This window comes from Clostridium sp. AM27-31LB, from assembly GCF_003480745.1.
GTDB classification, from domain to species: domain Bacteria; phylum Bacillota; class Clostridia; order Lachnospirales; family Lachnospiraceae; genus Butyribacter; species Butyribacter intestini.
Genome location: NZ_QUJS01000009.1, coordinates 68535 through 82909, shown reverse-complemented (window position 1 = coordinate 82909; position 14375 = coordinate 68535). Strand labels below are relative to the sequence as shown.

Below are 14375 nucleotides of genomic sequence, written 5' to 3'. Positions count from 1 at the left end.
TTTTCATGCTGGTAAATGCCAGCTTATGCAAGGTATCTTCCAAAAAGAAAATACCGATAAAGCCCTAAAATACGGGATATATCGGCATTTACCAACTTATGAAAAGATAATCAGAAATTTAGTAAGTTTTTATATAAAAATATGTTGTTTTTATAATATTCTTATCTTCTGCTTTTATAAAAAATATAGGTATTATAAAAAGTAAAAAATTAATTAAAAGTGAATATGCTAAGAAGTTTGATGTATATTTATTACATATATTTAAACATAATACATTAGACAAAAAATGTATTATTATAATTAAAAGCATTTGTATTGTTGTATTATTTGTAAATAAGTGCTTTTGTGGAAATTCTGAATGTAATTTTTGGGTTATGGTTACTGGATTTTGCAAAGAATTGCAAATTTCTTTTTCTGTTTTTCCATGCAGTTTTTCATTTTCAAACCATTCTTCATAATCACTTATAATATTTGAAATATCAATATCATTAAAATAAAAAGATAAGTGAAATCTTAAATTTTTAATGAATTTATTTTCTGAATTAAATTTAGACATAGAAAGCTCCTTTCTGTAGTAGTCTATTAATATGCTTAAAATTATTTATTATATAGATAATTTTAAAATGTTATATATAGTTACTACTGCGTGTTAAACAGTAGTGAGTTATGTATATATAGTAATTCTTTTTTTTATATATGTCAAGGGAATATCAAAAGATATGATTTTTTATTCTATGCAATATACCTTGCCACTTTTGTAAATATACGCATGTCTGCCGGGGTATTTATTCATCATAATGCTCTCGACAGGCTATTATCTTTCCGTCTTACCTTTTACTTTTCCCAAAATTTCTTTACTCGTTCCCTCATATTATTTTTAGTCACAACCTCATAAGGATACCATTCTTTAGGAAATAATTTCTGGTACGACATTTGCATAAATCTTTCATCAAGTAAAAGTATCGCACCTATGTCGGTGTCGGTTCTGATAACCCTGCCTGCTGACTGCAAGACCTTATTCATGCCGGGATATCGGTAAGAATAGTCAAATCCGGATTTATCTTCTCTGTCAAAATAATCCTTAAAAAGCTCATTTTCAGTGCAGACCATTGGAAGCCCTGTGCCTACAATGACTGCACCGATAAGTCTGCTGTTTTTTAAATCTATGCCCTCGCCGAATATCCCACCCATGACACAGAAACCAAGTGTTGTGTTTGTGGGATTTGCCTTGAAATTCTCCAAAAATTCCTCACGCTGCTGTTCGTTCATTGACGGTGATTGTATAAATATACGAGGTGTTGTGTTTTTTTCGTTGTTGTTAGTGTCTTTTATATCTGATATTTCAGAAACATCAGTTTGTTGTTGATTCATAATTTTATTCGTTTTGGTTAAAATTTCAATTTCTTTAACCTTATTATAATCATTTGTTTCTATATTGCCATTATATAATTTAGTGAAATCTTCCTCATTATATGTCTTGCTAAAATTTTCCTCCACAAATGGCAGAACATCATTTATCATCTTATATGACGAGAAAAATATAAGATAGTTTCCCGTTTTTGCTGATACAAAGTCTGTGATGTAGTCGGCAATCTTTTTGTACTCCGCTGGACCACGCCTTGTATATTTGGTGCTTACATCACGCCCTATCATTATAAGTCTGTTTTCAGGGAGAAAAGGTGACGGGGCATAGACGGCATAGTCATCTGTTCCGCCTGCGAGCTGTTCCATATAGTATTTAATAGGAAGAAATGTTGCAGAGAAAAATATTCCGCATCTTCCTTTTTTAAGATAATTATCAAGGTTGGTAGATGGGTCCATACATTGCAAATGAAGTCTGAAATTACCCTCATCCGAGTAGTCCGAGTATATAATATATTTTTCATCAAGCAATTCGTATGTGTTCAAAAAAGACCTGACGGAAAAATAGAAATCAAGCAGTCGCTCTCTTGTATCGGGAATAAGTTCGCTGTTGTCCACACCATCAAATTCCATAAAATTTATCTGACCGTTGATATTTTTTGAACCATGTTTATTGTTGCGTGAGTCTTGAAGATATTCATCAAGATAATTTGCAAGCTGCATGAGTCTGATGACGAAATCTTCTATGTTAAGAATATCCCATTCCGTAAGTACATCACAGTCTCTTTTGAGTGCGAGAAGTGATTTGTTGCAGCGTTCAAGTGCATTTGTGATTTTTTTACTCATAAATCCGGTGAGTTTTTTCACAGCTAAAAATTCTTCTTTTATAAGTGTTGCAGAGTACATTTCTCTTGCTCTGTCAACGAGATTGTGAGCCTCGTCAATAAGAAAAATGTAATCGTTTGATGATGCTTCTGTACCAAAAAAACGCTTAAGACAGGCATTTGGGTCAAAAGCATAATTGTAGTCACCGATAACGGCATCTACCCATGTGGATATGTCAAGACACATCTCGAACGGGCAGACATTGTGCTTTTCGGCATATTCGGTCACGATTTCCCGTGTTATATGTTCTTCGTGTGTTATAACATCAAAAACTGCATCATTGACTCTGTCAAAGTGTCCTAGTGCACGGGGACATGAACCGGGATTGCACACGGGTTTGTCAAGAATACATATTTTTTCTTTAGCGGTGAGAGTGACATATTTTAGATGTAAGCCATTTTCTGTCAATATGTTAAATGCATCCTGTGCCACTGTTCTTGTAATAGTCTTTGCCGTGAGATAAAAAATCTTTTCGCTTAAGTTTTCTCCCATTGCCTTGACAGCGGGAAATACAGTGGAAATCGTCTTGCCGACACCTGTAGGAGCTTCTATATAAAGTCTTTTTTCCCTAAGAATAGTCTGATAAACCCCTTTGACAAGAGTGTTCTGTCCAGGACGGTATTCAAAAGGAAATTCAATATTTTTAATTGAAAGATTTCGCTTTTCATGCCATTTTATTTCCCACGATGCCCATTTTGCATATTCGTGGAGAAGATCATAAAACCATTTTTCAAGCGTTTCAAAATCAATATATTCATTAAAGCGTTTGATTTCTTCGGTCGGAATATGACAATAAGTCATCTGTATTCCGATGCTGTCAAGCTGATGGGTTGATGCCCATATATAACCGTAACAGAGTGCCTGTGCCCTGTGGACTTCAACAGGATTTTCAAGAGATGCCAGTTCTCTGTAAACACCTTTAATCTCGTCGATATTATAACCTGTATCATCCGTAAAAATACCGTCAGCACGCCCCTCCACACATATTTCAAAATCAATGCCGTCATAATTTATGGGAACGGTGAGAGATAGTGCCGCTTCAGCCTGATAGCCTGCTTTCATTTTTCGCTGTATTTTTTTGTGGATGCGGGCACCCTCCTGCATGGCATCCGGGTCTTTAAGACCTGATGAGGTCGTGAGGTCGCCGCTTCTTAATATAAACTCGACAAGGTTTCTGACTGATATTTTAATGGTGTTCATAAATTTCTCCATCATAATAATTCTTTAAACATATCCCTGTCCCAAAGTACAACTCCAATTTTGTCGGCAAGTCTCTGTGCTGCTCTTGAAAAATAGCTGTTTGTCAAAACAACGGCAACATTACATTCATAGAAATCACGCCCGGCATAAACCTGCTGCACGGCATCAATGCCTACAGGACCGTGGTATCTTTTACACTGTATCGCATAAACAACACCGTCTCTCTCGGCGATAACATCAACACCAAAATCACCGCTGTTCTGTGTGCTCTCAGCAATCTCAAAGCCGTTGGCAACAAGAATATCACAGGTAAGGTCTTCAAATTCAAAACCGTCCATATCGTCAAAATCAACAGCGTCATATATGCCCTTTTCAAAAAAGCCTGCACGCTTTCTTGCCCTGCATATTTTATAGACGCAGAACAGGAAGAATAAAAACCATATGCCGATGGAACTAAGGATAAATTTTATTTCTTTATTTTTACTATAATATAGGATAAATATTAAAATTACAAATGAAATGATAATGTATAAGGTGTATGTAATAATTTTTAAAATACTTTTGTTTCTTTTCATAGGCAGCAGTTCCTTTCAAGTGCTTTATTTTTAGGCGATAGCAAAACTGGCTGTGTTATGAGGAGGCAGCAGAGAGGATTGCAAATAGCCACTTAGATTATGGATAATATAAGTATTGTAAATGCCTGTTTTTATGGGGGGAAGTTTTGTAAAAGTCTAATATGAACATATGTTCAAAAAGATTTTAACATTGCTATGCCCGAAAGTCAAGAAAAGAGATTGGAAATAGGATTTATGCACAATTTGTGGATAACTTGTGGATAACTTGCAAAATCAATGTGGAAAATAAGTGGAAATATGGTTGAATTGCTGTTAATTGATGTTGAGAAATTGTGGGAAATTTCATGAGAACTAAATAAAACTGTAGATACTTATTAAAAACTGCCGATATAAATTTAAATGAGTTATAAAGATAAGTTGTGAAGCAACGACTGCAGTCTGCTTATAAAATTAAAAATTTAAGATATGAAAGACTGAATTGTCATAAATTATCGGTTGCACAACAGAGATGAACGGTGAGTTATAGATATACAGACGGACTGACAGTGTCAAATGAATTATGAAAAAATGAGTCAAAGAAAAAAGGCTCAAGTTTAGGAGGGAGTTTTATGGCAGTTGTAATTAACAGTGGTTCGCTGTTTCAGGCAGGGGGTAAACAGATTGGGCATGGAACAAAGAGCAGCAGGACGGATAATGCAAAGCGAAAGAAAAATGTATCGACCGCCAGAAGATACAGCAGTGCTAAAAGGGATGACAGTGTGAAAAGTTCCGGGGTTGATATTAGAACTGAGAATGGAATAGGAATTTCGGTAAACAGGGCGGGAACCGGAGATAAAAGTACATATCTGACGGAAGATGACGGTGTTATGCTTGAGCTTAGTGAGGGTAATGAAAAGGCTGAAAATATGGATGATGTTTCTGATAAAGCAAATAAAACGGCAGCAGGAAAGAATAAGAACGGCATTGAAAACAGTGAAGATAATGAGAACAGTGTTTTGATTAGTGAAGCTTCGGATAAGGAGTCACAGAAAAGTAAAAAGGAAGAGGAATACGAAAAGTTTGAAAAACAGCTTGAGAGTCTGAAAGATATGCTTGACAGGATGAAAGAGACTCAGAAGAATATCAAAAAAACAGAGACGAAAACAAAGAAAGTTTTAAATTACAGCTATAAAAAGGTATCGTCAAGTATTCGGAGTGCAAAAAGTGTTTCGCAGGCGAGTAATGCCGTTTCTAGTGCAAGTTCAAATCTTGCGGCTCTTAAGAGAAAGGCGGCAAGCGGAAATTACGATGATGATGAGATTAATATTGCGATTTCCCATGCAAAGAAAATGATAGCCGTTGCTAAAAAGAAACTTGCAAATATCAAGCAGGAAGTTATGAACAAAAAGGATGATGATAAATATATTTCATCAAAGAAAGATGTTGTTATGAGGATTTCTGAAGAAAAAATAAGAGTCTGGCAGCAGAAAGAACTTAACGAGATTGAGGAGGAGATAAGGAAACAGGAGCAAAAAGAAAAACTGGCTCACAGAGGTGAGGAAAATAATAAAATGCTCGATGCGGATATGACTTATCTCAAAGAAAAGATTGAAATCTGGAAACGAGGCGGCGGAGATCTTGGTATCATGATGGCACAGAGTCAGGGAGCGGGAATTGGCATTGATATGACACAGGCAATTACAGATACTTCAAAACTTGCCGCGGAGCAGACTATGATTTTGGCAGAGCAAAGTGAAGGAGGACAGACGGAAGTTGCGGCAAGTATAAATCTGTCAGTGTGACAGAAATATCTGCTTTTTGATAAATTTTATTCATCAGTCATGGTTAATCGGAAAATTATTTCATGCTAAAATATAATGATGTTGGGGTAAAAAGGTATTTTGCCCATCAAATAGCAATTTGTATGTAAACATACATTGTTATCTGCTTTTGACCCTTAGGTGTTTTATGCACATACAATATCTCCGATAATGATAGCATTGCTTACATCGGCTGTAATGGTAATATTTATGGGAAGATACAGCCCTGTTGCGGCGGTTTATGCGGCAGCAGTATATATAATAGTAGGAATTTTTATTCCGCTTTGGAATGGAAAGCGTGGCGGTCAGACGGGAATGGAATTTAGAACCTCGTTCGGCGAATTAAACAGCTTTGTACTTAGTGCACTCAGAGGACTTTCAGAAACCATACAGTACGGTATGGGAAAAGAGAAAAGATATGAGATGCAGGAACGCTCTGAAAAACTCGGAAAAATGCAAAGAAAATTAAGCCGTTTAGAGGGAACACAGCGTGCAGTCACAAACTTTGTCATACTTCTTGCGTCATTTGGGATGCTTTTTCTCATGGGAGAAATGTACCGGCAGGGTGAGATTGGTTTTGACGCAGTAGTCACCTGCACAGTGGCAATGATGGGGTCATTTGGTCCCGTTGTCGCACTTGCAAGTCTGTCAAACAATCTAAATCAGACACTTGCAAGCGGTGAGAGGGTGCTGTCAGTCATTGAAGAAAATCCTGTGGTAGAGGAAGTATGGGAAGACGAAGCGTCAGATGGTAAAGCAGTGTATGGTGATAAGAGTACAAAATTTACCGGTGAACAAGTGTCAGATACTAAACTTATGTCAGATGAAAAAAATGTTACGGCAGAAGCTACAGAAACAATTTTAGACAAAAATAGAACAGAAAATTCTGCTGACAGAAAAAACAAGCAGATAGCAGCTTTAAAGAATGTAACATTTGCATATGAAAATGAAAATATTCTCAAAAATTTTAGTATGGAGATAAAAAAAGGAAAAATAACAGGACTTCACGGAGTGAGCGGCTGCGGCAAATCGACAATACTTAAACTTCTGATGCGTTTTTGGGATACAGACAGTGGAGAAGTTGAGATTTCAGGAAAGAATGTAAAAGAGATTTCAACAAAAAAACTCAGGGATTATGAGAGCTTTGTAACACAGGAAACAGATATATTTCATGATACGATAGCCGCAAACATAGGCATTGCAAAAATTGGAGCGACAACGGAAGAAATCATTGCTGCAGCAAAAAAAGCATCACTTCACGATTTTATCATAAGTCTGCCAAACGGATATGATACGCAGGTCGGTGAACTTGGAGATACCCTGTCGGGCGGAGAAAAACAGAGGATAGGAATTGCGAGGGCATTTCTTCATGATGCACCACTGCTTTTGATGGATGAACCTACCAGCAATCTTGATTCGCTTAATGAGGGAGTGATATTAAAAGCGGTAAAAGAGGAGGGAAAGGATAAAAATAAAACGGTAGTGCTTGTATCGCATAGAAAATCCACAATGGGAGTTGCGGACGAAGTGGTGGAGATGTGATTGTTACTATTTGAGAGGACAAAGTTACCTGAATACTCGAAATAGATTGTTGGAATATAAAAGCATATTAAAAGATGATATTTAAAGGTGTTAAAACTTTAAAAAAGACAAGCAATAAAATTAAAATAAGTAATTTAAACCCAAAAGAGTATATTATATAAGAGTTCGCTCATTCGCAATGTACGAAAATGGAGAAGAAGTTTATGGAGCATTTTCAAAAATAAGGAAAATTACAGTTAAGTGGTTTAGTTCAAAAAATAAATGCCATAGAATATGACGATTTTATAGTTTATTCTGTGGTATTTTTTAATATAATCATAAAACGGTGATTATTTTTAATTTTGTTTTTATATAAAACTGTACCTTTAATTAATGTAATCGGCAACACTCTATAAAAATTTAGTTGATTTCAAAGTAGTCCTTGATTATAATAAGATTAATACAAAAATGTGTGCAAAAATGGGGATAAAATGAATACGGAAATAAAAAATGCAATAACCGCAGCAGATGCAAAAATACAGTATGATACTTATGCAAAAAGATTGCTTGCACAAAAAAGCATACTAGCAAATATATTAGTAAAAACTGTTGCTGAATTTAAGGATATGAAGCCGAGTGAAGTGGTAAACTATATTGAGGGTGAACCAAAGATAGGGATTGCACCAGTTGAACCGGGCTTAACAAATGTAGAAAAAACGGATAACTCAGGACAGAGAATAGTAGGATTTAATACAGAAAACGCAGAGATAAATGAGGGCATGATAAGGTTTGATATAGTATTTTATGTAAGGATACCATCACCCGATAAAGAAGAAAATAAATTGTCAAAGGTTATAGTGAACATAGAATGTCAAAAAGATGAACCAACTGCATATAGCATATTAAACAGGGCAATCTTTTATGCTAGCAGACTTATATCATCACAAAAAGAAAGAGATTTTGTAAATTCAAACTATGATGATATAAAACAGGTATTCAGTATATGGGTTTGCATGAATATGGGAAATAACAGTATGGCGCATATTCATCTTACAAAAGATGAAATACTAGAAACTTATCAATGGAAAGGAAATCTTGATTTATTAAACATTGTGATGATAGGGATAACAAACGAACTTCCGGAAAAAGATGAGAAATATGAACTACATCGTTTGATTTGTGCATTGCTTTCAAATGAAATACAGAAAAATCAGAAGTTTGATATTCTTGAGAAAGAGTATAATATTCCAGTTGATACAGAGTTGAGAGAGGATGTGAGCGTTATGTGTAATCTGAGTTTAGGAATAGAAGAAAGAGCTGAGGCAAGGGGCGAAGCAAGAGGCGAGGCAAGGGGCGAAGCGAGAGGCGAGGCAAGAGCTGAGAAAAGGAACAATGAAAAGGTTGTTATGAATATGTATAAAAAAGGCTATACGACAGAGCAGATAGCGGAAATTGTGGAGCTGGATGAGGAAAAAATAGAAGATATTATAAAAATAAAGAGGGGATAGTTTGAGAGTTGTTGCTAGGGAGATATACTGCACAGATATTTATGAAATATTATTATCCTAATTTTAGTTCTGTACAGAGGCCGAAGATACCGTTTAGGATTATATAGATATCAAACATAAAAAATGTACAGTAAATGTGGGAAAATATATAGTGTGTTTGTATTAGAATGTATGTAAGGGTTTATGATTTTTAATAGCGAGCGTCATAAACAATAAAAAGCGGTAGATATAGAGAAAAACTCTAATAGCTATCGCTTTTTTGTTCTGCCAAGTAAATAATCTACGGAAACATCGTAGTAATCTGCCAGTTGAATGAAAACTTCAATAGGAATGTTGATTTTTCCTAGTTCGTATTTTGAATAAGTAGTTTGTTTTATATGAAGATATTCAGCTAATTCAGTTTGGGTTTTATCGTTATCTTCACGAAGATTCCTAATATTTTCAAATACCATATATAAAACTCACTTTTAATATGATACAATTAGTAACAGTTCAGCCAAAAAAAGATAAGTCAATAATACACGAGCTTGCTCGATGTATTATTGGCTTGTTTTTTTGGGCGGAATAGCCTTTCATTTATGAAATGAAGTAAACACAAGCTGCATAGCAGCGACTGACAGCTTGCTGTCAGGTTTACGAATGTAATAAATGAGAGGCTGAACTGTTACTACAATTATAAGAAATTGGTCTTATGATATTGAAAATAGTCGCAATGCGACTATAATAATTGTATAACGATGTTTTATGACTAGACAGATGGGAGAGTGATTTGATGAAAAGAAAAAGAATACGAAGAGTGTTGACGATTGCGATTATTATATCAATGTTTGTTACCAGTATTGATGTAGGTGTATTATGGAAAACGGTGAATGCCGAGGAAAAAGATGTAGAGATATGGGATGGAACTATAGCAGATTCGTTTGCTGGAGGTAGTGGAACGAAATCAGATCCATATGTGATTTCGACTGCTAGTGAATTAGCTTATGTTAGTAAATGTGTAAATGATGGAGAATTTAATGAAGTTAATAAATATTATTTTTCATTGGATAGGGATATATATTTGAATAAAGTGGATCAGTATTCTAAGTGGGGAAAAGAGATTGTTCCTAATAACGAATGGATTCCAATTGGGAATTCTGCAAAAAATTCATCAATTAATTTTGAGGGAAATAATCATACTATTTATGGATTGTATATAAATTCATCTAGTGATTATGTGGGATTGTTTGGTTATATTAATCGAGGGAAAATTAGTAATTTAAATATTAGATCATCATATATTGCAACATCAGGAAATTATGTTGGAGCTTTTGCAGGCGAGATTCGAGCAGGGTCATATTCATCTTCAGCGGCTATAAGTAATTGTTATTTTCAAGGAAGAATTTTAGGTAGTAAATATGTTGGTGGAATAACTGGCTATGCGGCTACTTGGCATTCCGGAGATAATGTTACCATTAGTCATTGCAAAAATTATGGAGATGTGCGGGGATTTGATTCATATATTGGAGGAATAAATGGTTATTTTTACTCTGATTTTGGAACTGGTTTTTTAAAGGAATCTAGTAATTTTGGAAATGTAGAAGGTAAAGATTATGTTGGTGGAATAACTGGCGGACAATTTGTGGAAAATTCATCAGGAATTACGGTTGAGGAATGTTTTAATGGTGGAAATGTAACAGGGGAAAAGTATGTGGCAGGAATTGTAGCATTGACCAACGTTAGAGCTGGGGATGGAACAAATTATTTGAAAGATTCATATAATATTGGGGATTTAAGTTATTCTAGTTATGGTGGTGGAATTGTCGGTTTGTTAAAGTCCTATAGTGGTGAAGCATATGTCCTTAATTGCTACACTATGGGAAGGAATAAAAATGATAATCAATTTTTAAAGGAAGCTGGTCAGTATGACCAATATGTTTCTAATAGTAGTAAAAGGTTATATAATTGTTACTTGCTAGGAACTGGAGAATCTCATGATAAATATGGGGTTACATATAAGTATATAACAGTAAATGAGTTTAAAAAGCAAAATGTGTTTGAAGAGTTTGATTTTGACAAGATATGGGTTATGAGTGCGACTTTAGGACGTCCGATATTAAGAAATAATATAGAAGAAACAGACAAGACACATAGTATTGTGAAAGATTTCTCAGAATATCCATACAGAGCTGATGTACAAATGGATATGAGTATTCCTTCAAGTAAAACATGGAAAAATGTAATAGATACAGAAAGTGCGTGTAAGCAGATATCAGAAGCACTTGATGACGAAGGAATGAGAACAACAGCATATTGGTGGAAGTTAATACAGGAAGGTATTGCTTCTGTAGACAATCCAGAAGAAGTTGCTGAGATATCCTTTACTCAAAAAGATATGTACAAAGCAATTATTTTTAATTCTTTATTAAAATGTAAGGATATAGAGTTTAAGGATGAAGATATAGGAAAATCCGATGGAGAAGATACTTTGTCAAATATAGTTGTTGATCCGGATATTGCTTATGGTGGACTTAAGACAGTAAATAAAGTTACGGGAATTGTTACAAAGTGGGCAAAAACAAACGGTGAGTTATCTCTACTGGAAGATATTACATCGCAAAATTCATCTAGAAAATGGTCTACATTATCATTAAGTCAGCAAGAGGATATTTTAAAAGATGTAGGTGAATTTTATGATAATATTTTAGGCTCAACCCGAATTTCGGAAGCAATAAAATTTTTGAATAAAGTGGGAACTATAGCAAAAGTATGTGATACTGTTGTTGATTGCATTGAATATATTAGTAATTATATTTATATGTATCAAATGACGGATTCGCAGAAAGCGGCAGTTTACACAATGTATCAAGTTTGTCCATCTGATAATCAAGTGTTAAAAAGTTCTTTGAAAGAAGTATATGATATACTGACAAGCAGTCAGTTAGAATTTATAGAAAGTATTACATCAGGAACATCAATGGTTGCTGGTCGGGTTGTAACTGCAACATGGTTGGATTTGTATTGGAAATCTGTAAAAGCAAAAATTGTAGCAAGCTGTCCGTATGTTATGATTTTTTGGGCAGCAATAAAAACAACAACTTTTGCAACAAATGTGTTATTGGGAACAAATGATGCAGTAGAAGCATATTATAATATGCTTGGAATGAAAGAATTTCATAGTGTAGCGCAAGCTGCTTACAACAACTTACAAGATGTGTATGTTGCCAGTGAATCAGCGCAGGATGCAGAAACATATATAACAGCTACAAATATTTTATATCATTGTATTGATCAAGATTATGAATACGCTTTGAATTATTTAAAACCTTTAGATAAATCATTTGTTAATAAGGTTTCAAAGATATTTGGAAAGGATTCTTTTGATGCAACAATGAGTACCTTGAAAAATTATCAAAGCAGTGCAAGTTCAGCATATAACACATTACTGTATGCTTGGATTTATGAACTTGAAAATGATTATCCTGAAGAATATCAGAATTATAAAAAATATTTAGATAGTTATGAAATAGAAACTGTTAAATCATACCGAATTGCATGCCCTGTTGATGTGTATATATATGATTCAGATAATCAATTGGTGGGAAAAGTTGAAAATAATGTGCCTTATGTGTATGGTAATGAAGTTACAATAGTTGTTGAAAATGATATTAAGACATTATATTTTGCAAAGGAAAGTGAAAAATATCACTTGAAATTAACAGGTACAGATATAGGCAAAATGGACATAGAAATAGAGGAATATTCTAAGGGACAAGTTGTCCGTAATGCAGAGTTTTATGATGTTCCGTTGGAAAAAGAATTAAGTTATACTCTTTCTAATGATGGAGAAATATTACAGAAAAAGGAGTATTTATTATCAAATGAAAATTCAGGAGAAACAATCAGTGCAAGTTTTGACAGTTTATTGGCAAAAGAGAAACAAAAGCATGTTTTAAAGGTGAATAATGGTGTAGCATATGAAAATGATGAAATACCGACAAAAACGATGGAAGTTTATGAGGGTCAAAAAATTCAAATTACTTCTATTGTAAATAATAAGCAGGACTTTTTAGGTTGGAAAGCAGATGATTCATCAACTGTATTTGAAGATGCAACAGCAGAAACAACATTTGTGATTATAGGAAATACAGATGTTAGTATAACGGCATCATATAAAAATATGGCAGATAGTTCTAATACTTCAAATCCATCTGTAACAGAAAAACCGAGTGAAACTGCATCGCCGGTTCCAAGTGCATCGGTTACATCAACACCGGGTAATTCGTCGAACCCGATGCCAACAGAAACATCGGCACCGACGGTAACTCCGAGTCCTGAAGTGACAAACATTCCGGATTCTGGGCAGATAAGCACACCAACGCAAAAGCCAAGCGAAACAACCACTATTCCAGATGTGTCAGATACATCAACACCAAATACTCCGTCTGTTCCGATAACATCGGAAACACCAACGCCGGGTACAACTGTTTCGGCGCAACCGGATTTGACACCAACGCAAAAACCAAGCGAAACAACCACTGTTCCGAGTGCGTCAGCTACTATAGAACCAAGCGTAGTTCCGACATTACAACCGAGTGAAACAGCTTCGTCAACTCCGACTGCCACGGTTACAGCTACACCAAAGTCTGATATAATTGATAGTGATGATTCTAATAAAAACCAAACAGTTGCAAAAGGATGTACATTTATTGGTTCTAGTGGAACTGCTTTGTATAAAATAACAAAGACAGGAAAAAGTAATACGGTTAGTTATGTTCGGAATTTAAAAAAATCAAGAAAAACTGTAAAAATTCCATCAGTTGTAAAGTACAAAGGCATTACTTATAAAGTTACTGCTATTGGAAAGAAAGCATTTTATAAAAATATAAAATTAAAAAAGGTTGTGTTTGGTAAAAATATAACAAATGTTGATGCAAATGCATTTTATAAGTGCAATAAATTGAAAACTCTTAAATTGAATGAAAAGTTATCTAAGATAGGAGATAATGCTTTTGCAAAATGTATTAAGTTACAATATATTGTAATTCCTAAAGGTGTTAGAAAGATTGGAAAAAGAGCTTTTTATGGATGCAAAAATCTTAAATATATTTTGATTAAAAGTAATCAATTGACTAAAAAACAAATTGGAAAGGATTCATTTGCAAAAGGATATAAAAAAGTTCGAGTGAAAACTTCAAAGAAAAAGAGAAAATTGTATTCTAGGAATATGATTCATAAAGGAAAGATGTCTTCACGAGCAATATTTGTTGCTGGAAAGACTTCGCTGGTTGTTAAAAAATAGTATATAAAATGACTGGAGTAACACTTGATTTTATTGTAAAAATTATATATCTCAATCTTAAGAGAGATATTTAGGAGAGATGCCTGCGAAAGCGAAGTAAAGGTAGAGGGGACAGCCTGCTTCCTGATTGTGGGCAAATAATAGCCATAGAAGATTGTTCGGTGTATTTCGTTCCGCTGTCCATTATATGAAATTTAGCGTCTGTTTTCCGCAGACGCTTTTTCTGTATAAAAATATATACTGC

The 14375-nt window shown here is 34.5% G+C and carries 8 protein-coding genes; 4 read left to right on the top strand and 4 right to left on the bottom strand.

Annotated elements, in window-relative coordinates; all coding sequences use genetic code 11:
* Window positions 1-118: 118 nt before the first annotated feature.
* The 3 genes from DW721_RS12630 to DW721_RS12620 all read right to left on the bottom strand — a co-directional run bounded on the left by DW721_RS12630 (window position 119) and on the right by DW721_RS12620 (window position 4022).
* The gene (locus DW721_RS12630) at window positions 119-556 is read right to left on the bottom strand and encodes a DUF1700 domain-containing protein (protein WP_118745981.1); all 438 of its coding nucleotides are present in this window, start codon (window positions 554-556) and stop codon (window positions 119-121) included.
* 278 nt (window positions 557-834) lie between these two features.
* Window positions 835-3447 carry an ATP-dependent DNA helicase gene (locus DW721_RS12625; RefSeq protein WP_182436320.1) on the bottom strand — a complete coding sequence of 871 codons (2613 nt, stop codon included), beginning with the start codon at window positions 3445-3447 and terminating at the stop codon, window positions 835-837.
* Window positions 3448-3458: 11 nt separating this feature from the next.
* Window positions 3459-4022, bottom strand: coding sequence for a restriction endonuclease (locus DW721_RS12620; RefSeq protein ID WP_118500247.1), 564 nt, complete (start codon window positions 4020-4022; stop codon window positions 3459-3461).
* 608 nt (window positions 4023-4630) lie between these two features.
* On the opposite strand from DW721_RS12620, the gene DW721_RS12615 reads away from it, so the two are divergent.
* The 3 genes from DW721_RS12615 to DW721_RS12605 all read left to right on the top strand — a co-directional run bounded on the left by DW721_RS12615 (window position 4631) and on the right by DW721_RS12605 (window position 8850).
* Entirely contained in the window at window positions 4631-5803 is a 1173-nt protein-coding gene (locus DW721_RS12615; RefSeq protein ID WP_118745979.1) for a hypothetical protein, read from the top strand.
* A 228-nt stretch (window positions 5804-6031) separates the two neighbouring features.
* Window positions 6032-7363: an ABC transporter ATP-binding protein gene (locus DW721_RS12610; protein ID WP_347560385.1), complete on the top strand. Its 1332-nt coding sequence runs from the start codon at window positions 6032-6034 to the stop codon at window positions 7361-7363.
* A 470-nt stretch (window positions 7364-7833) separates the two neighbouring features.
* Window positions 7834-8850: a hypothetical protein gene (locus tag DW721_RS12605; protein ID WP_118745977.1), complete on the top strand. Its 1017-nt coding sequence runs from the start codon at window positions 7834-7836 to the stop codon at window positions 8848-8850.
* 248 nt (window positions 8851-9098) lie between these two features.
* Here the strand turns inward: DW721_RS12605 and DW721_RS12600 are convergent, their stop codons facing one another.
* On the bottom strand, window positions 9099-9302 hold the full coding sequence (locus DW721_RS12600) for a helix-turn-helix transcriptional regulator (protein ID WP_118745976.1): 204 nt from the start codon (window positions 9300-9302) through the stop codon (window positions 9099-9101).
* A 320-nt stretch (window positions 9303-9622) separates the two neighbouring features.
* Between DW721_RS12600 and DW721_RS12595 the strand changes: the two genes are divergently transcribed.
* Window positions 9623-14131, top strand: coding sequence for a leucine-rich repeat domain-containing protein (locus tag DW721_RS12595; RefSeq protein WP_118745975.1), 4509 nt, complete (start codon window positions 9623-9625; stop codon window positions 14129-14131).
* Window positions 14132-14375: the final 244 nt, after the last annotated feature.